Raw genomic sequence first — 19921 nt, 5'->3', positions numbered from 1 at the left:
CTCAGCCTCCCAGCAGGCTCAGCGGGTCGTGCTCGGTGACACCGGCACGTTCGGCGAGGTCGTTGTCGACGTTCACATACCCGCGATGGACCGCCCGCCAGGTGTGCTGGCGATGCGCCGGATCGAAGCTGACTGGTTCGTCGTGCATCGTCTCGGCGGCTGGCTCGCCCGGTCGGGCATCCCGGATGAACTCCAGCCGGACGGACCGCGCGGCTTTGCGGCGGTGCCAGTCGGCGGCGGCCCACGGCCATGTGGTCAGCGTGTCGTCGAGGGTGTCGTCGTGCACACCGAGGCAGACCTGACCGACTGGTGGGCAGGACCGGCGGCCGAGGTACAGCGGGAACCGCGGCCGGCGCAGCGCCTCCGCCAGGCCGGTCAGCAGGTTCCGGTCGCCGCCGACCACGGCGAGGAAGGCCGCATCGGCCAGGTAGAAGCGATACGTCAAGGGGGCGCTGTCGCGCCCGTCCAGCGTTCGCGCGGTCTGAAAGTCCCGCAGGACGTGCCCGGGCTGGTCGAGCCGCACCCCGAATTCGAGCCCGAGGAGTTCGGTCAGGGGTTCGGTGCGGCGGATGCCCTTGGCCGCGGCGAGCAGCCCGATCACGCCGCTCTTGGTCGGCGCGACCTCGGTGCCGCGGTGGGCGAACCGGCTGGACGAGCCCCATGACTGCAGCGGGGCGGCCAGCCGCAGCACCAGGACGCTCATGCCGGCTGGCCGAGCGCCGCGGTGACCTGCTCCCCCACCCCGGTGACGAGCTCACTGAAGCTCACCGCCTTGCCGAGGTCGGCCAGCGCCGCGGTCCGCTCGCCGACGTGGGTGACCCAGCTGCCGACTGGCCGCTCACCGTAGGCGCTCTCGACGTCGAGCGTGTGCTTGGCCAGGACGGCCGCAGCGAGCCGGACCCGGCCGGAGGAGTCGGTCTCTCGGATCGGAGTCTCGAACGCGCCGACCAGGTTGATCGGCTGCGTGTCACGGACCCGCACCAGTACCGCGTCGGGCAGGGTCCGGTGGGCGAAGGTGTTCTGCTTGCCGGTCGGCACGCTGCGGGCGAATGCGGTCAGGAAGGCTTCCACTGCGGCCCGGGTGGCTGCCGCGTCGCCGAGGGTGTGGTGCAGCGCGTCCACGTCGACTGTGGCGTATCGGTACAGGGTGGAGGAGTTGAATTCGACGGTACCGATCATGCCCGCACCGGCCTCCGCGGCGTCTTGCTTGCGGTCGTCGACGGCGGTGAAGTAGTCGAACTCGTTGTCGACGGCGTGCACGCTGATGGCGTGCGCGACCTGGCAGGCGGCGTCGACGTTGATGTCGGTCATGTCGGCCACCATCCGGCCGAACATGGCGATGTCCACCGAATGCTCGGTGTTCGCCAGCGCCTTGAACCGCGCCTTGTCCAGAGCGGTGCCGCTGCGTGACGCCTCCAGCGCGGCGGCGGCGATGTTGTCCAGCTGCCGGCGGCTGAGAAACAGCAGGTAGCCGGATTCGACGTCCTTCGCCTCGCCCTTCTTCTTCTCGGCCTTCGCCAGACCGGAGGCGACGAATGCCTCGGCGGCCAGGGCGGACGCTGCCTCGCCGGTGAGGATCGGGTCGAGCGCCTTGATCCGGGCTGCGAGCGCCTCGCCCACCCGCTTGGTCCGCTCGCCGAGCTGGGAGCTGTCCAGCAGGTCGGCGAAGGCCAGCCGGACGGCGCGTTTCCAGGCCTGGCTGGACACTCTGGCGCGGCGCACGCCGCCGTACATTGCGGTCTTCGGCGAGCCGGTGTCGTCCCGGTTGAGGTTGCTCGGGGGCACGGTCTGCAGCACGTACACGTCGATGATGGTGCGGTTCATGCGGGGCTCTCCTCTGAAGTGTCGGCGGGGCGGCTACGGAAGAACTCGCGGCCCCAGATGGCCTGTACGGTCGCGCGTTTCGCGGGCTGACGAAGGAGTCGCAGGTCGTCGGCAAGCAGGCCGTAGTCGAGGGGGATCTGGTGTTCACGCAGCATGGTGACGAGGCTGCGCAGGTGATAGATCCCTTCCGGGTAGCTGCTGGCGGTACCGAGCGCGGCGAAGCGCCGCCGCACCCCGTCCGGCCCGTCGACGGCGTGCACCAGCCGAGCTATGGCCTGGCCCAGTCCTTGCCCGTCGACGTGCATTGGTTCCCGGCGGGACTGCTGGTGCAACGCATACAGGGTGATCGAGTCGTGCACCGCATGTTCGGTGTCCGCGGCCTCAGCGTCGTTGGCCGGCCGGCGACCCAGCAGCTCATCCGGAACCCACAGATAGCTCTCCAGGGTGTAGTCGAAGCCGGGGTCACGGCCGATGCCACGGCGCAGCCGGGCCAGTGCGCTCACCGCCTCCGGCCGGGGCGGGTCACGCAACACCTGCACCTGCAGGGCGCCGACGATCCGAGCGACGTGATTGCCCAGACCGTCCCGACGGCGTCCCGGTGAGGCCTTGCGTGCCTGATCCGTTGCGACCGTGGTCATTGTGAAACCTCCTGCTTCTGCTCCGTGCGGTCGAAGGCCAGCGGCAGCGCCTTGGCCAGCCCGGTTCGAAACCACGCTTCGGCCTGGTAACTGGAGTAATGCACCTGCTTGCCGTTGCGGTCCTCAACCAGACGGCCCACCCAGGCGGCCGGGCCGGCCGACTGGACCAGCTCGCGGCCAAGGCGCGCGATGGCCTGTCGCACCAGTCGCTGCCATGACGCACGCTCGGCAGCCGGATCACTGTCCGGGCCCAGCCGTGCCAGCCAGTCCCGGAAGAGGCGGTCCAGTTGGGAGTACCCGCGCTCGGCCGCCCGGCTGCCCGCGCCGCTGTCGGCGTCGCCACCGGCGGCGCGGACCAGGTTGTTGGCGAGCTGGCTGAGCACCCTGACCGCGGCCTCGGCGTCGGCGGCGGCATCCACGGCGGTGGTACGCAGCGGCGATCCCTCGACCAGCAGCAGCACATTCATCGTGAGTCCGTCACCGAATACCTCGTCGACGACTGCCTGCTGGGTGCCGTAAGCAATGCTGGTCGCACGCGGGCGCACCTGGAAGTCCTGTCCCACAACGCCGGTGACGGTGAGCCGGGCCAACCACTGCAGCACCAGGGGCGAGAGCCGCTGCGGTGGTTCGTTGCCAGGCGGTAACGGCGGAAGCAACGTCTGGAGTCCACGCCAGAGCGCCCGCGTGTGGTCGTGCGGTCGGGGAAGGTAGATCGGGGTTCGCTTCTGTTGCTTCTCCCTGGGCCCGCTGCGGCCCCACACACTCATCGGCTCCAACTGGTGCCGATCCTGCCACTCGAGGGAGTCGCCATTGGAGATCATGGCGCCGGTGATGCCGTCGCGATCGCCGAACAGCCGGATCCGACGGGACTGCCAGGTGTACAGGCCGAGCAGACCATACGGGCCACGGGTTGCGTCGGGCTCCTCGACGGCGGACTGCGGCTTCCGCTCCCATGCCGGGAGATCCCGGTCGTCGGCAAGCCGCCAGCCCGGCGCGACCGGAATCAGGTTGAGCAGCAACGTCTCGCGCAGGTTGGCGCCCTCCAGATGAACGCCACCCAGTGCACCGACCGAGGCGACTCCCATGGGATAGCCCTTGCCGTTCTTGACCCGGCTGTCACCGACCGCGCCGGTCTTGATGCCGGACGGGTCGAACGCCTGACAGTGCACCAGCCAGCGGGCCGCCTCGGCCGGCGAGATCGACTCCATCCCCGGCCCGGCGCGACTCGTCAGGAACGGCATGCCGTTGGGCACGTCGGCGATCAGCCGCTCCAGCCCGTACGTGTTGTCCTTCGCCGCACGCAGGTCGGCGACCTGGTAAAACGGGTGGTCCGGGTGGAGCAGGTCGAACCGTTCGCGGAATTCGCCGAGGTAGTCGGGGACGTCCGGCAGCAATGGCCGTCGATCCCGCCATAGCGCCTGCCAGGCGGCTTCGCCGGGCGGGCCGTCGGTGGCGCGGTGCAGGATCGCCAGCGCCAACCGCAGGATCGCGAACGTCTGTGTGGGCAGCTCACCGGCGATCATGCGAATGTTGCCCGCCTGCTCGAACAGGTCCAGCAGCGACACGTCGCGCCGTTGCCCAGCGGCGTCCAGCACCGGAACCCACGCCTCATCCACCAGCGAGAACCCGGATTGGTACGGTGCGCCGGTCACGGCATCACCTCTCTTTGCGATCGAAGTGGACTCAGGCGGCACGAGCAACGCGCAGTCCTTCGTCCGGGTCGTAGTGCAGGCTGAAGCCAGCCACATCGGCTCGGCCGTCACCGTCAACGTCAAGGACGAGTTCGCCGGACAGCCAGGGACTGTCCTGCCAGGCCCGCAGATCGATCCGCCCCTCCAGCTCGGCGATGACGTCGTCGATCGCCTCGGGGTCGGTCATCATCCGGGGCAGGGGCAGCGTGCAACGGGCGATCAGACGTTGCAGTGGCCAGCCGGGGGCACTGCCGGTGGGCACGAGCGCTCCACCCCCGTCGATCCATGGCGGGACAACGAGCCCTTCAGAGGTCCGAACGAGTAGCAGGACCTCCAGCGATTCGGCGTCGGTGTCGCGGACGTGGCCTTGGGCTGTGCGGTCGTCTGCGTCACCGACGCCGCCGGTGAGCCAGCCGATCAGCGACGTCTCGCCCGGTTCGGCCAGCAGGAACGCGTTTGCTTTCTGTTCCTTGGCGGCCTGTTCGTCCTGCCGCCGCGCTTCCGCCTCGGCCATCGTCGGCTGCCAGGCCGCCGGGCCGACCGGCGTGTCGCCGTAGGCGGCCTGGGTGAGCGGCGCGATGTCGGCCGGCAGCCGCAGCGGTGCGCCGTCGAGGTGCGGCAGCAGTACCGCGGCGCTGCGGAGCAGGGTGGCGGTCTGGTAGACGCGGCGCGATCCCGGCACCGGCTGGGGTGGTTCCTCGTTCCAGTCGGCTCCGGTGAGCCAGCAGGTCGCGGTGGCGAGCCGGGCCGGGCGGTCGGCGCGCGGGTGGCGGTGCAGCCGGCCGATGCGTTGCAGCACGAGGTCGACCGGGGCCAGGTCGGTGACGAGCAGGTCGAAGTCGATGTCGAGGGACTGCTCGGCGACCTGGCTGGCCACGACGATGTGCCGCTGCGGGCGGTTGGCGCTGCCGGGTGGCCCGAACGTCTCTCGCAGCCAGCGGTCCTTCGCGGCTCGGTCGACGGCCATGAACCGGGAGTGCGTCACCGACACCGGGATGTCCGGGCCGAGCATGGCGCGCAGTGCTGCGGCCGTCTCCTGGACGCGTGCCACGGTGTTGCGGACCACCAGCGCGCAACCGCCGCCGGACAGCTGCTCGCGAAGCAGTTCGGCCAACACCGGCACGTCGTCGTCCAGGCGGCGCAGCCGGACCTCGACGCCACGGCCGGAGTCGGCGCAGGTGGTCGCGGTGGCGCCGCGCTGCTCGCTGGACACGGTCACCAGCGGGTACCGCAGGTCGGTGCGGAGCGCGGCGTACGGGTCGGTGCGCGGCTTGCCCCGGTCGCGCCAAGTGAGCGGGGGCGGCGGGCCGAGCCGGCCCCGGTCGTACGCCTCCATCAGCTGTGCCCGGCGGTGCGCGGGCAGTGTCGCGGAGAGCACCACCACGGGCACGCCGTACCCGCCGAGCCACTGCAACGCCCGGTCCAGGAAGCGTCCCATGAACACGTCGTACGCGTGGGCCTCGTCGATGACGACGACCTTGCCGGCCAGGCCGAGGTGGCGCAGCGCCAGGTGTTTGCCGCGCAGCGCGGCGAACAGCAGCTGGTCGATGGTGCCGACCACGAAGCTGGACAGCATTGTGCGCTTGCGGCCGGCCAGCCAGGCGTGGACCCCGATGTCGGTGCCGCCGGCGTCCTCGGCGATGCCGCTGGGCAGCGACGTGAAACGGAGCTGGTCGTACTCGGGGTTGAGGGCCGCCTTGCCGTGCGCGAGCCGAACCTCCCGGTCACCGCGACCGATCTGAGCGTCCGGCAGCCTGCGCAGCCAGGACAGCATCCGGCCGAACATGGCGTCGCTGGTGGCTCGGGTGGGCAGGGCCAGATAGCAGCCGGACGCATTGGTACGCCGGGCCAGGATCTCCACCGCGGCAAGCGCCGCCTCGGTCTTGCCCTCGCCCATGGCGGCCTCGACGATCATCATTCCGGGTGCCGGCATTGCCGCGGCCAGTTCCGCGACAGTGCGCTGCGCCGGACGTGGTGTCGCTCCCGCTGGCAGGTCGAACCGTGCGGCGAAGAGCCCGTCCACGCCATCGGGTGGTGCGGCCGGCAGCCAAGGCAGCGGCAGGTCCAACAGTTCCCAGCCCACGCGCAGCCGGTCGGCGTCGGCGCTGTCCAGGACGTACGGGAAGAAGTCCTCGTTGCTGGCGATCCAGTCGGCGACGATGACCAGGCCGGTGAGGGCTGCCTGGGCCGGCTGCGACAGCGGCGCGTCCCGCCACTGGGCCAGCCGGTCACCGGCCGCGGACCGCTCGGTCATCCAGGTCAGCAGCTCCCGCTGCACTTCTTCCCACGCGGCGTCGCCGCACAGGTACGGACGCATCCGCACGTCCCGCAGCTGCTCGTCGGTGGGCGGCACGCCGTGGTGGCCGCCGACCACGACGGCGTACGGGTGCGGGTCCTCCCAACCCTGCCGTTGCAGCCAATCGGCGAGCACATGGTGGCCTGCGGTGGCGTGCGGTGCGAGACGCCGATCGGCGTTGATCTGCCCGGAGCGGTACCCGAGGCCGCGCTCACGCATCCGCTCGGCAAGCGCCGGAGCTTGGATGGCGAAGGCCGGGGTGGCCTTGCCGATGTCGTGCACCCCGGCCAGCCAGACCGCGAGTGTTCGGCCGTCTGTGTCGCCGCCGGGCAGTTCGTCGGCGACAAGCCGGCGCACCGCCGGGCTGAGCCAGTCGTCCCAGAGCCGGCCGGCGACGTCGGCGGAGTCGGCGAGGTGCCGCCACAGCGGCAGCCAGCCGACCGGTGACGTGCCCTTGCGGTCGGTCTTGCCCCACACGGACCGGGCCGCCTCCCCCAGTCGTGGCCCGTCGCTGCTCATTTCGGCGTCTCAGGCAGGAGCGTGCTGGGTGTGCCACTGTGCGACAGGTACAGCACGTCGCGGGCCCGGGTCAGCGCGACGAACAGCAGGCAGCGCTCGCGCTGCAGGTCCTGGCGGTGTGCGTGTGGATCCTCGGCCGCGGACGTCACCGCGTTCGGTGCGGGCAGGACCCCGGCGTCCAGCCCGACCACGGCCAGGCACTGGAACTCCAGGCCCTTCATCCGGTGCATGGTGGCCACCCGCACTCCGTCGGCACCGCGCCGGTCGTCGGCCACGTCGATGTGGGCCTCGCCCAGCGTCCGACTGATGGTCTTGACGAGGTTTCCGGTACGGACGGCGATGCCGATCGCGTGCGGCTCGACGCCCTGGTCCAACCAGGTGCCCACCCGCTCGATCAACGCGTCGAGCTCGAGATTCCGATCGGCGTGTGCGGCCACCTCGGGGACACCGCCTCGCGTGACCGAGCGGTACCCGCGCAACGTGTCGTGCTCACCGTCCAGACCGGTGACCGGGTCGCCGTTGAGGACCCGCACCGACAGGTCCAGGATCTCGTGCGTGGTCCTGTAGTTGACGGTCAACCGGCGGGTCCGGCCACGCACCTGGATGCCGAGCTGGGCCAGCGACACCTGGTTGTCATAGATGCGCTGGTACGGGTCGGCGAGCAGGAACAGGTCGTTGGGTCCGGGAGCGACAAGGGCGCGCAGCAGCCGCCACTGGGCCGGGTGCAGATCCTGCCCCTCGTCCACCACCACATGCCGGTACGGTGCGGGCGATCGCCGGACGATCTCGGCGGCCTCGTCGGCGAGCTGGGTGTGGGTGCGCAGGCCTCGCTTGTTCAGCTGGCCGGCGACGCCTTCGATCGCGGCCCACACCTGGTCGCGTTGTTCTGCCCGCAGTCCCGCACCGCGACCGGCGCGCCCGGCTTCCCGATATGCGTCAACACTGGTCACCCGCTGTGCGAGCACCACCTGTTCCCATTCCCGTCGCAGGAAGGCACCGCTGAACCTGGTGACCCGGCCGGCCCGGTTCTGGTATGTCGGTCCGGCCGCGGCGGCCGTTTCCCACAACGGGTTGAGGACCTCGTCGTCGGCGACGGTGACTTTCCTCCGGTCACGGGCGACGATCTCGTACGCCAGCTTGTCGATACTGATCACGTCGATGCGGGAGCGGACCGCCGGCTTGTCGGTGAGCCTGTACAGCTGCCGGCCGAGCGCCTCGGCAAGCGCCCGGGTGAACGTGGTGAGCAGCACCTTCGAGCCGTCGTCCGGCAACCTTCCGGCGAGGAAGACAGCCCGGTGCAGGCCGGTGACCGTCTTTCCGGTGCCGGCGCTACCGGTGACCAACGCCGGGCCGCTGTAGACCTCGCGGTAGGCCACATCACGCTGGGTCGGATGCAGGAAGGTGCGCCAGAGGTCGAAGGGGCGGGCCAGGATCGCGGCCAGCTCGATCGGGCCGGAGACGAATGCGATGCGGTCCGGCGTTCGGCGGGCGGCCGCTGCCAGATCGTGGGTGTCCACCTCGCCGGGGTCCTCGCCGGCGAGGATCTGCCCGACCACCTCCTGCATGACCTCGTCCGGGGACATCCCGGCGGCCAGTCCGGTCAGGGCGGTGCGCTGCGCCTCCGGCAGCAGTTGGCACAGGCTCTCCAGCTGCTCGTCGGAGTTGATCCGCGGCAGCAGCGGAAAGACAACGGGGTTGACGCCGAGCCGGCGCAGGTCGGCGTTGGGCACGTGGTCGAGCAGTCCCTCAGCGGGCGGCTCGGCTGGCAGTGCCCGCGCGAACTCGTCGATGCCCTCCTGGTCGCGGACCTCCAGGATGCCCAGGGCCTGGTTGACCGAGAAGATCCGGCTCACCGCGTAGGCATTGGCGTCGTCGTGCGGCAGCACGTCCTTCAGCAGGTATCTGGTGCCGCCGAGCGCCACGACGATCCCGCGCCAGAAGTCCGAAACTCTGATGGTCCGCACGTTGGGGTCGCGCGCGCCGGTCAGCTTCTCCAGGTGCAGGCCGGCGTGGGTGTGCTCGGCGAACTTGCCGATCGCTGCGTCAACCGCACGCTGCACCGGGCGGGGCAACTTGGCATAGTGGCGCAGAAACTCCCGATCGATGGCCAGCTCGGCCATGCCATCTCCTCCCGTCTCCAGCTTCCCGGCGTGAGCACGGGCAGCCATCGGCCGACGTCAGCGTATTGTGAACATTAGTTTCAAGCAATCCCCCGATTGATATCGTTTACGAATGAATGCTCGATGGGTGGTCCGCCGAACAGGTCACGCACTCCGGGACCTGGCACCGGCCGCTAAACTGGCCCCCGTGATGGCGGACGCACGCCTCAAGGACCGGTATGTGGTGGAGCGCCTCCCACTGGCGCACAACGGCATGGGCGAGGTCTGGAAGGCCTGGGACTCGCGACTCAACCGCCATGTGATCGTCAAGACGATCAATCTCGCCGCGATGGACGCGGACCTGGTGCGCCGTTTCCGCCGCGAGGCACTGCTGACCGCACAACTGGACCATCCCGGCGTGCCCACCGTGTATGACCTCGACGAGCACGACGGGCGCCCCTACCTCGTCCTGCAAAAGATCAAAGGGATCACGCTGACGGACCTGACCGCCGAGCAGGATCCGCTACCGATCGCCTGGGTGTCCGCCATCGGTGCCCAGATCAGCAGCGTGCTCATCGCCGCTCAACAGATCGGACTGGTGCACCGCGACCTCAAACCGAGCAACGTGATGCTGGAGCCGAGCGGCGCGGTGAAGGTGCTCGACTTCGGCGTGGCCGTGGTGCGCGACGACAACCGGTACTCCCGGATCACCCGCACCGGTGAGAGCGTCGGCACACTCGGATACATGGCGCCCGAACAGATCCGGGACGACCCCACCGACCATCGCACCGATCTCTACGGCCTGGGCGCGACACTGTTTCACCTGCTCACCACCCAGCCACCGTTCGACGGCGCCACCACCATGACGACCGTGCGGCACCAACTGGAAGACCCGCCGCCGCGCCCGTCCCAGCTGCGTCCTGAAATACCAGACGCGCTCGACGATCTGGTACACGCACTGCTGGCCGAGCGCCCGGAGGATCGGCCGGCCAGCGCGCTCGAGGTGTACAACACCCTCGCCCCGCTCGCCGGGAACCTGCCGCCGATCCCCGGCGCGGTCAGCGACGGTGTCGACCCGGTGCGGTCCTACGCCGCCATCGTCGGACAACGGCCCGCGGCGCGCACCGCGGCGCCCTCGCCCCGGACCGAACCCCCCGATGTCAACGCAGACGAAGCCGCCAGGCAGGCGGAGCAACTGTACACAGCAGGTGAGTACCGGGCCGCCGCCCGACGCTGGCGGCAACTCGCCGAACAGCACGAGGAGCGGTACGGTCCCGGCCACCCCCAGGTGTTCGACTGGCGGCAGAGCGCCGCCCGCGCCCACCTGCCGCTCGGCGAGCACAGCCGGGCAATCCGCCTGCTCGACGCCCTGCTGGAACAACGCATCCGGGCCGACGGCCCCGACCACCCGGCAGTGCTCGAGCTCCGGCAGGAGCTCACACGGCTACGCGCCGAGCACCCCACCACCCCGTGAGCATCACCCGACGTCGCCGTCGACGCGCACCGACCGCGGATCGCTGAACCGTCGCGACAGCAGCACCGCCTTCTGCTCCGGAAACCGGCCGCCACCGTAGTGGAACAGCTGTGCACAGGTCTGCCCGCGGACCTCCGTGGTCAGGGCACGGCGAGCCAACGGCGAATACATCGCGCTGTGCTTCAACCAGGCCGCCTCCTCACCGTGTGGGTCGAAGCCACGGCCGCTGGCCGCGTGCCCGAAGGCGTCGTGCACCGCGCGGAACATGTCGTTCTCGCCGTCACTGAGGTACGGGTGCGGATTGCCGGTGGCCGCGCTGGCGAACACCCGCAGCCGCCGTCGGCGCACCTCCTCGACCATCGCCTCGGCGTCCGGATACGGGTCGTCGTCGACAATTCGAACCGCCACGCCCAGCCCGCCGAACTCCACCCGGCCGACCAGGAAGTGGTACTGCCGCACGGTCTGCGCGCAGAACGCCGCGTACGCGGCGAAGGCGCCTTCGTCCCGGCTCGGCGCCGTCATGTACGCGCTGGCGATGGCACCACCCAGCACCGGGTCGAGACGCACCCGCGGATACGCCACCGCGTCGCGGGCCCGGCTACCGAGTCGACGCGCACCGTCGACCAGATACGCGACCGGCTCGAACGGCGGCGCTGCGACCGTTGACGGAGTGGGTGCGAGCAATCGTGTTCATGGTCCTCCTTCAGTCGTCGGGGTGGGAGGCGCCCGGCCCGTCGGACAACACGTCACAGGCAGCCGGCTCGGTCAACACCGCTCGCTGCTCACGGCGCAGCAGCTCACCGAGCACACGAATCTCGGAGACCCGGCGAGCGTGATGGATCTTGGCGAACTTCCCGATCGTGGTGCTGTGCCCGCGCCGTCCCATGGCCTTTCCTCCTCGCCTGTGAACCAGCCGACGCTAACACGGAAGTCACTGTGAACACCAGTCACAAAATTGATGTGGCGTGGTAGCGTTCACGCATGGCAGGCGAGCAGGACACGGTGATCGGTGGCGCCACCATCACGGCCAGCGGCATCGCACGGCTGGCCAACGTCGGCAGAGCAGCGGTGAGCAACTGGCGCCGCCGCTACGCGGACTTCCCAGCTCCGGTCGGCGGCACCCCCAGCAGCCCGTCCTTCAACGCCCGCGACGTCGAAGAGTGGCTGCGCCGTCAGGGCAAGTTGCACCAGACCGGCACCGAGCAATGGGCATGGCGCCACATCGAGAGCTACCAGCCGGCGGCGCAGATCGGTGACGCCCTGGTCATCGCCGGGTCCTACCTGCTCGCTCGCGCCACGCAGCCCACCCCAGGCAACAACCTGCTCACGCCGAAACAACTCACCACCCAGCTGCGCACCGTCGACCGACGGCTCGCAACCCTGGTCGGCGGCGTGCTTCCCGACCAGTGGGGGCCGCAGCTGACCGCGATGCTCCGCACAGTCGACCAACTGAGCCGGGAGCAGGACGCGGAGACCGCCTTCGAATATCTGCACAGCCAGTACGTCACGTCAGCCCAGTCGATGTCCGGCCTCGCCAGCACCCCGGACCCGGTCGCGGAAGTGATGCTCACCATCGCCGGCCCCGGCACGCACGTCCTCGACTTCACCTGCGGCACCGGATCGATCCTGCGCATGGCCGCCGACCAGGCACTCCACACCGAAACCATGACCCACTGCTACGCACAGGAGATCAAGCCGCAGTACGCGCTGATCGCCCTGCTACGTCTGTGGTTCGTCCATCAGCGCGCACAGCAGGCCGGGCAGCCCACCGCTGCGCCCGTGCTGCACGTGGGCGACAGCCTGCTCGCCGACGCATTCGCCGACCTGCAGGCCGACGTCGTCGTGGCGAACTTCCCGTTCGGCATCCACGACTGGGGACACGACCGGCTCGCCTACGACCCGCGCTGGGTATACGGCCTGCCGCCACGCACCGAGCCGGAACTCGCCTGGGTCCAGCACGCCCTGGCCCACCTCTCCCCCGGCGGCACCAGCGTCGTGCTCATGCCACCCGCCGCAGCCGTACGGCCAGCCGGCCGGCGCATCCGAGCCGAACTGGTCCGGCGCGGCGCCCTGCGCGCCGTCGTCGCACTCCCCGCCGGCCTGATGCCACCGGCCGGTATCGGCCTGCAGATCTGGGTGCTCACCCAGCCCGACGAACACCAGCCGCCCACCGACCGGCTGCTGTTCGTCAACGCCGCCGTCAGCAACGGCTCACTCACCGATCTCATCGGGACGGTATGGCGCGACTACCGGTCCGGCCGGCACGCTGACGTGCCAGGCGTCCACCGCACCGTCCCCGCCATCGAAGTCCTCGACGACCTGGTAGACCTGACCCCCCAGCGCTACCTACCACCGCCGGACGAGCACGTCACCGACCCGATCCAGATCAAGGCGAACATCCGAGACCTCGACCAACTGCTCGCCGAGCTACGACACGGACTACCTGAGGTACGGCCGGCGAAGGCAACAACTCTCGGCACCGCACCACAGGCCAGCCTCGCCGACCTCATCCGAGCCGGCAGCATGTCGGTCCTGCGCACACCCATCCGCACCCAGCCGGCCGACGCAGCCACCCGCGGCACTGAAGCATCACGGATAAGTCCCGGCGACCTCCTCATCCCCGCCATGGGCCGCGAGATCAACGCCCGGGTCGCCACTCCCGACCAGGTCGGCGCCGAACCGGAACCGGACGTGCAGGTACTGCGAATCGATCCGGCCCGGTTCGATCCGTGGTTCGTCGCCGGCGTCCTCTCCCGCACCGACAACCGACGCGTCACCGGCCGAGCATCCAGCGCCACCAACAGCGCTCTGCGAATCGACCTCAGACGCCTTACGATCCCGGTGCTGGCACTGCGAGACCAACAGGAGTACGGACGTGCATTCCGTCAGCTGGCCGAGTTCCGAGCAGGACTAGAGCATGCGGCGACAGCAGGGGCCACACTCGCTCGCGAGATCAACGACGGCCTCATCTCGGGCACCTTTGCCCTCCGCACCGACCGGAACGCATCGAGTCGGACCAACCCCTCGCGAACACGGTCAGACGAGTCGTAACCGGGTTTCCCTTCTTCGTACCGCCATCACCACGTCGTCACCAACGGTCCTCGGCCTGAGCCATCCCCGGATCGATGCAACTGGAGCGTCCTGCAGACTCGAATTCGGCAGGATGAGGCGCGGCCACGGCCAGAGGGTGGATCCCGGTCTCGGCGCCTACTATGGAGGCAGGGGCCTATGGACCGACGAACCCATGGCATCATGCACCTGACGCCGTCAGTCGCATCTGTCTCACGGGATGAAACATATGCACGCCTGCAACAACAGTCTGGACGGCGACTGCTCAAGGCCGTTCAGCACGACCGCTACGCCAGAGGCAACTGAACAAAAACGCCACTGTTGATCTCCAGCGCCGCAGGTCAACAAGTGTCTTCCCCGCGCACGCGGGGGTGGTCCTTCATAGCTGTTGGGTGGGATTTCCTGGTGGCTGTCTTCCCCGCGCACGCGGGGGTGGTCCGGGGAAACGGGATGTATGTCGTCCGTTGGTTTAGTCTTCCCCGCGCACGCGGGGGTGGTCCTCCTCGGGTGCTAGGCCGTTGACAGCCATCTCCGTCTTCCCCGCGCACGCGGGGGTGGTCCGCACCTTCGGCGGCTCCCCGCCGACCGGCCCAAGTCTTCCCCGCGCACGCGGGGGTGGTCCTCATGACGTAGGTACGACGAAGGCCCCGCGCTTGTCTTCCCCGCGCACGCGGGGGTGGTCCCATCACAGGCCGAGCGGCCGTCGCGTCGTCGGCGTCTTCCCCGCGCACGCGGGGGTGGTCCGGAAAGCGGAGAACAGACCACACGGGTACGGGAGTCTTCCCCGCGCACGCGGGGGTGGTCCGGGCGGCGGCTCCGACGGCATCGTCGACGTCTCGTCTTCCCCGCGCACGCGGGGGTGGTCCATGGAGAGAAAAACTCAGCCAGCAGGGGAGCACGTCTTCCCCGCGCACGCGGGGGTGGTCCCCGCGCCGCCACATCAAGACCGTTGCTGTGATCGTCTTCCCCGCGCACGCGGGGGTGGTCCCTCTGGCCGCAACGCCTGCCTCTCCGGTGGGCTGTCTTCCCCGCGCACGCGGGGGTGGTCCGTGATGGCCGAGCCGGGAAAGGTTGCGTGGGTTGTCTTCCCCGCGCACGCGGGGGTGGTCCCCGGAGCTGCGGTGAGGTCCACGGCGACCGGCCGTCTTCCCCGCGCACGCGGGGGTGGTCCCTCCATACGGCACGTGAAACCACGCAGCCCGATGTCTTCCCCGCGCACGCGGGGGTGGTCCGGACCTGTTCGATGGGGCCGGGCCTGAAGAGGCGTCTTCCCCGCGCACGCGGGGGTGGTCCGGTGACAGCGGCGGCGTTGCCGGCCGTGGTGCCGTCTTCCCCGCGCACGCGGGGGTGGTCCTCCGTGTTGCTCGGTGAGCCGGTAGAGCCGACAGTCTTCCCCGCGCACGCGGGGGTGGTCCACATCCGCTCACATGGGCCGTGGCGGTGTGGGTGTCTTCCCCGCGCACGCGGGGGTGGTCCCGCCGGTGAGCGGTACGGCGCCACTCCGCAGCGGTCTTCCCCGCGCACGCGGGGGTGGTCCCTTCAGGCCGTAGCCGGCCATGTCGGACAGCGCGTCTTCCCCGCGCACGCGGGGGTGGTCCGCAGTCACCACCAGGCGCCCACGGGCACCCCTTGTCTTCCCCGCGCACGCGGGGGTGGTCCCGCCATAAAGAACGGTCCTGGCCCGAACGGCAGGTCTTCCCCGCGCACGCGGGGGTGGTCCGCGCCACCGGGGGGACGGCCGAACGGTCGAGCGGTCTTCCCCGCGCACGCGGGGGTGGTCCCAGCGCCGGCCGCACCGTGTACGAGCAGGCGGTGTCTTCCCCGCGCACGCGGGGGTGGTCCTGTCCAGCGGGCGCTGTGACCGCAACCGGGCCAGTCTTCCCCGCGCACGCGGGGGTGGTCCGTGGTGGAACTGTCCGGCCTGGTGCCCGCAGGAGTCTTCCCCGCGCACGCGGGGGTGGTCCGCCGGCGTTCGAGGCGATCGGCCTCGATGCCGCGTCTTCCCCGCGCACGCGGGGGTGGTCCACCGCGTTCGATCTCGGCGATCCGGTGCGCGATGTCTTCCCCGCGCACGCGGGGGTGGTCCCATCGACGACATCTCCGACAAGCTCGGCAGTTTGTCTTCCCCGCGCACGCGGGGGTGGTCCGGAACCGGTCCTGGAGGCCGTCCGCGGCTGGTTGTCTTCCCCGCGCACGCGGGGGTGGTCCCACCTCCGCGACCGCGAGGGACGCGACCACGCCGTCTTCCCCGCGCACGCGGGGGTGGTCCGGTGTCGACCCGTATCGATCTGGGTTAAGCCGGGTCTTCCCCGCGCACGCGGGGGTGGTCCGCCCGCCAGCTCGCCGGTCTGGCGCCAGTAACCGTCTTCCCCGCGCACGCGGGGGTGGTCCCAGGTCGGTGAACAGGCCGAGGACGTTGCCGCCGTCTTCCCCGCGCACGCGGGGGTGGTCCGGCCTCGGCGTGCCGGACGACGTCGAGCAGCTGGTCTTCCCCGCGCACGCGGGGGTGGTCCGGCGTTCGCGGATCTCGGTGGCGGCGGCGAGTAGGTCTTCCCCGCGCACGCGGGGGTGGTCCGGCCGCCTGACACAAGCCGAGGCCCGTCGACCGGTCTTCCCCGCGCACGCGGGGGTGGTCCTGAGCAGCGGAGCATGCACCAGAGACAGGATCAATCTTCCCCGCGCACGCGGGGGTGGTCCCTCGGCGCAGACGCTCGGCGGGCACATGAACCGGTCTTCCCCGCGCACGCGGGGGTGGTCCTGTCAGCGCGCTGCTGGGCGCCTACACCCCGACGCCTTCCCCGCGCACGCGGGGGTGGTCCGCAGCCCGGCGCCATCCGGTCGACGCCCACGGCAGTCTTCCCCGCGCACTGTCGCAGCTTCCGGAAGACTGACCCCCAGCGGATTTTTGAATTTTGACCCCTCCGTTCTGATGATCTTGGAGGGTGTTGAGCGTGGAGGACTGGGCAGAGATCCGTCGTTTGCACCGGGCGGAGGGGGTGCCGATCAAGGAGATCGTCCGGCGGTTGGGGGTGGCTCGGAACACGGTGCGGGCGGCGTTGGCGTCGGATCGGCCGCCGCGGTATGAGCGGCCGGCGCGTGGGTCGGTGGTGGATGCGTTCGAGCCGCGGATCCGGGTGTTGCTGGGTGAGTGGCCGCGGATGCCGGTTCCGGTGATCGCGCAGCGGATCGGCTGGCCGTATTCGTTGTCGCCGTTGAAGAAGCGGCTGGCGCAGATCCGGCCGGAGTACGTGGGGATCGACCCGGTCGACCGGGTCGTCTATGAGCCGGGGCAGATCACGCAGTGCGATCTGTGGTTCCCGCAGCCGCGGATCCCGGTCGCTGCGGGTCAGGACCGGGTGTTGCCGGTGCTGGTGATGACGCTCGGGTTCTCCCGGTTCATGACCGCGACGATGATCCCGACCCGGCAGGCCGGGGACATCCTGTCCGGGATGTGGCTGCTGATCTGCGGGATCGGGCGCGTCACCCGGACCCTGGTCTGGGATCGGGAGTCCGCGATCGGCGGGACCGGCAGGGTCAGCGCCCCGGCGGCGGCGTTCGCCGGGACCCTCGCCACCCGCATCCAGTTGGCCCCGCCCCGCGACCCGGAATACAAGGGCATGGTGGAACGCGCCAACGGCTATCTGGAGACGTCGTTCCTGCCCGGCAGGCGGTTCACCTCACCCACCGACTTCAACACCCAGCTCGGTGACTGGCTGGGGAGCACGGCGAACACCCGCACGGTCCGCTCGATCCATGGCCGGCCCGTGGACCTCCTCGAAACGGACCGCCCGGCGATGCTGCCGCTGCCACCGGTCGGGCCGCAAGTCGGTTTGCAGCAACGGATCCGGCTGGGCCGGGACTACTACGTGCGGGTCGACACCGTCGACTACTCCGTCGACCCGCGTTTCATCGGCCGGTTCGTCGAGGTCACCGCCACGGCGCATCTGGTGACGGTGTCCTGCGACGGCACCGTCGTGGCCCGGCACGACCGGTCCTGGGCCAAACACGGCGTGATCACCGACCCGGGCCACGCCGCGACCGCGAAGCTGATGCGCCACGCCCTCGCCGAAGACCGCCAACGACGCCTCGCGGCCACCCGCCACCACGGCGACGGGCATCCGGTCACCCTGCGGGCCCTGCACGACTACGACGCCCTGTTCGGCGTCGACTTCAACCCAACCACCAGCACAGCAACGAGAGCGAGCAGCGAATGACCACCACCAAGACGAAATCCCAGCAAGCCCAGCCCACCGGCCCCAGAAACGGGCCCGGCGGCGGGATCAAGGACGGGATGCCGTCGATGATCGCCTACCTCACCCGGGTCCTGAAGACCCCCACCATCGGCGCGTTCTGGGAAGAACTCGCCGGTCAGGCCCGGGACGAGAACTGGTCCCACGAAGAATATCTGGCCGCGCTGCTGCAACGCCAGGTCGCCGACCGCGAGTCCAAAGGCACCGTCATGCGCATCCGCACCGCGCACTTCCCAACCGTGAAAACCCTCGAGGACTTCAACCTCGACCACCTGCCCTCACTGCGCCGCGACGTCCTCGCCCACCTCGCCACCAGCACCTACGTCGCGAAAGCCGAGAACGTGATCCTGCTCGGACCACCCGGCCTCGGCAAAACGCACCTCGCCATCGCCCTCGGCGTCAAAGCCACCCAGGCCGGGCACTCCGTCCTGTTCGACACCGCCAGCAACTGGATCACCCGCCTCGCCGAGGCCCACCACGCCGGACGTCTCGAAGCCGAACTGAAGAAGATCCGCCGCTACAAACTGATCATCATCGATGAAGTCGGCTACATCCCGTTCGACCAGGACGCCGCGAACCTGTTCTTCCAACTCATCGCATCCCGCTACGAGCAAGGCTCCGTCATGGTCACCTCGAACCTGCCGTTCGGACGCTGGGGCGAGACCTTCTCCGACGACGTCGTCGCCGCAGCCATGATCGACCGACTCGTCCACCACGCCGAGGTCCTCACCCTCACCGGCGACTCCTACCGCACCCGCCAACGCCGCGAACTCCTCAACAAAGACAACCGCACCAACCACAACTGACCAACCACCGGAGGGGTCAAAATTCCGGAACCCAAAAGGGGTCAAATTTCAAAAATCGGCGACACGCACGCGGGGTTGGTCCGCCCACCGCCCTTCAGTTCGAGAATCTGCGTCCGTCTTCCCCGCGCACGCGGGGGTGGTCCCGGCCCGACCTGCGCGATCGTGAATGAGCCCGCGTCTTCCCCGCGCACGCGGGGGTGGTCCGCTGCCGCGTACCGTGAGGCGTTGAACGGTCGCGTCTTCCCCGCGCACGCGGGGGTGGTCCCGTGGCATCGCTGACCGACTCGGCGGTCAGCGCGTCTTCCCCGCGCACGCGGGGGTGGTCCGCGCTGCATCTGCAGCAGCTTCGTCTGGTCGTTGTCTTCCCCGCGCACGCGGGGGTGGTCCCAGCAGCCCGACCAGCGCGCCGATCAGCTTTTGGTCTTCCCCGCGCACGCGGGGGTGGTCCGGCCGGTCGAGTCGGGCGAGGATGTGCTCGGCCGTCTTCCCCGCGCACGCGGGGGTGGTCCCGCCAGCATGCCCCCGAGCGACATGGGGCCGTAGTCTTCCCCGCGCACGCGGGGGTGGTCCGGTACCGTTCGATCGCGGATTCCAACCGGTCATGTCTTCCCCGCGCACGCGGGGGTGGTCCCTCGCGGAACCACGCGCATTTGGTCCAAAGCAGGTCTTCCCCGCGCACGCGGGGGTGGTCCGTCGATGTCGGTGGCCGCGACGACGTCGCGGACGTCTTCCCCGCGCACGCGGGGGTGGTCCCGCCTCCGATCATGCCAGCCGACAACAGCGCGGGTCTTCCCCGCGCACGCGGGGGTGGTCCGTCGCCCTTCGTCGCCATCGGCAGCCCGTCGTCGTCTTCCCCGCGCACGCGGGGGTGGTCCGCGTCGTCGGCGAACCCGCTGAACTCGCCGGCCGTCTTCCCCGCGCACGCGGGGGTGGTCCGGGATGGGGCGACGACGGGAAGCGGCCGATGCTGTCTTCCCCGCGCACGCGGGGGTGGTCCCGCGCGTGGCTGGTCCTCGTGGGCGTGCCAGGTGTCTTCCCCGCGCACGCGGGGGTGGTCCGTGCGCGGACGGCGTGCAGCTGCTCGACTCGGCGTCTTCCCCGCGCACGCGGGGGTGGTCCGTCGTACGACCCGCAGGCCTCCGTCTTCAAGGCGTCTTCCCCGCGCACGCGGGGGTGGTCCGCTGTGCGTCGACCTCACCGCCGAGGTTCGTCCGTCTTCCCCGCGCACGCGGGGGTGGTCCGGCCTCGAAATGGG

The 19921-nt window shown here is 70.2% G+C and carries 12 protein-coding genes and 2 CRISPR repeat arrays (1 of these 14 running past the window's edge); of the genes, 4 read left to right on the top strand and 8 right to left on the bottom strand.

Annotated features, from left to right (window positions below; genetic code table 11):
- Position 1: 1 nt before the first annotated feature.
- From cas5e to Dfulv_RS21500, 6 genes are read right to left on the bottom strand one after another with little or no spacing between them, the layout of a single operon-like run.
- Positions 2-703, bottom strand: a complete 702-nt coding sequence (gene cas5e / locus Dfulv_RS21525) for a type I-E CRISPR-associated protein Cas5/CasD (protein ID WP_259866085.1) — start codon at positions 701-703, stop codon at positions 2-4.
- Positions 700-1824, bottom strand: coding sequence for a type I-E CRISPR-associated protein Cas7/Cse4/CasC (gene cas7e / locus Dfulv_RS21520; RefSeq protein ID WP_259866083.1), 1125 nt, complete (start codon positions 1822-1824; stop codon positions 700-702). The genes cas5e and cas7e overlap by 4 nt, the downstream gene beginning before the upstream one ends.
- On the bottom strand, positions 1821-2462 hold the full coding sequence (casB, locus tag Dfulv_RS21515) for a type I-E CRISPR-associated protein Cse2/CasB (RefSeq protein WP_259866081.1): 642 nt from the start codon (positions 2460-2462) through the stop codon (positions 1821-1823). The genes cas7e and casB overlap by 4 nt, the downstream gene beginning before the upstream one ends.
- Positions 2459-4225 carry a type I-E CRISPR-associated protein Cse1/CasA gene (casA, locus tag Dfulv_RS21510; RefSeq protein WP_259866079.1) on the bottom strand — a complete coding sequence of 589 codons (1767 nt, stop codon included), beginning with the start codon at positions 4223-4225 and terminating at the stop codon, positions 2459-2461. The genes casB and casA overlap by 4 nt, the downstream gene beginning before the upstream one ends.
- On the bottom strand, positions 4146-6968 hold the full coding sequence (cas3, locus tag Dfulv_RS21505) for a CRISPR-associated helicase Cas3' (RefSeq protein ID WP_259866077.1): 2823 nt from the start codon (positions 6966-6968) through the stop codon (positions 4146-4148). The genes casA and cas3 overlap by 80 nt, the downstream gene beginning before the upstream one ends.
- Complete coding sequence (locus Dfulv_RS21500; protein ID WP_259866074.1) at positions 6965-9088, bottom strand: UvrD-helicase domain-containing protein; 2124 nt, start codon at positions 9086-9088, stop codon at positions 6965-6967. The genes cas3 and Dfulv_RS21500 overlap by 4 nt, the downstream gene beginning before the upstream one ends.
- A 190-nt stretch (positions 9089-9278) precedes the next feature.
- Between Dfulv_RS21500 and Dfulv_RS21495 the strand changes: the two genes are divergently transcribed.
- Positions 9279-10541 carry a serine/threonine-protein kinase gene (locus tag Dfulv_RS21495; RefSeq protein WP_259867827.1) on the top strand — a complete coding sequence of 421 codons (1263 nt, stop codon included), beginning with the start codon at positions 9279-9281 and terminating at the stop codon, positions 10539-10541.
- Between the two features lie 3 nt (positions 10542-10544).
- On the opposite strand, the gene Dfulv_RS21490 is transcribed toward Dfulv_RS21495, so the two are convergent.
- Together Dfulv_RS21490 and Dfulv_RS21485 are read right to left on the bottom strand one after the other, a co-directional pair.
- On the bottom strand, positions 10545-11225 hold the full coding sequence (locus tag Dfulv_RS21490) for a hypothetical protein (RefSeq protein WP_259866072.1): 681 nt from the start codon (positions 11223-11225) through the stop codon (positions 10545-10547).
- A gap of 19 nt (positions 11226-11244) precedes the next feature.
- The gene (locus Dfulv_RS21485) at positions 11245-11427 is read right to left on the bottom strand and encodes a hypothetical protein (RefSeq protein WP_259866069.1); all 183 of its coding nucleotides are present in this window, start codon (positions 11425-11427) and stop codon (positions 11245-11247) included.
- Between the two features lie 95 nt (positions 11428-11522).
- On the opposite strand from Dfulv_RS21485, the gene Dfulv_RS21480 reads away from it, so the two are divergent.
- The 3 genes from Dfulv_RS21480 (at position 11523) to istB (ending at position 18666) form a co-directional block, all read left to right on the top strand.
- Complete coding sequence (locus Dfulv_RS21480) at positions 11523-13592, top strand: HsdM family class I SAM-dependent methyltransferase (protein ID WP_259866067.1); 2070 nt, start codon at positions 11523-11525, stop codon at positions 13590-13592.
- A gap of 368 nt (positions 13593-13960) precedes the next feature.
- Positions 13961-16429: direct repeats of the CRISPR family, unit length 28 nt; unit sequence GTCTTCCCCGCGCACGCGGGGGTGGTCC.
- A 123-nt stretch (positions 16430-16552) separates the two neighbouring features.
- Positions 16553-17824 carry an IS21 family transposase gene (gene istA, locus Dfulv_RS21475; protein ID WP_259858826.1) on the top strand — a complete coding sequence of 424 codons (1272 nt, stop codon included), beginning with the start codon at positions 16553-16555 and terminating at the stop codon, positions 17822-17824.
- 77 nt (positions 17825-17901) lie between these two features.
- Positions 17902-18666 carry an IS21-like element helper ATPase IstB gene (gene istB / locus Dfulv_RS21470; protein WP_259867330.1) on the top strand — a complete coding sequence of 255 codons (765 nt, stop codon included), beginning with the start codon at positions 17902-17904 and terminating at the stop codon, positions 18664-18666.
- Positions 18667-18781: 115 nt separating this feature from the next.
- A CRISPR array of direct repeats spans positions 18782-19921; the repeat unit is 28 nt; unit sequence GTCTTCCCCGCGCACGCGGGGGTGGTCC (it continues 533 nt past the right edge of the window).

This window comes from Dactylosporangium fulvum (genome assembly GCF_025137375.1).
GTDB classification, from domain to species: domain Bacteria; phylum Actinomycetota; class Actinomycetes; order Mycobacteriales; family Micromonosporaceae; genus Dactylosporangium; species Dactylosporangium fulvum.
The sequence above is the reverse complement of the archived record's forward strand: the minus strand, read 5'-3'. Positions and strand labels throughout refer to the sequence as shown.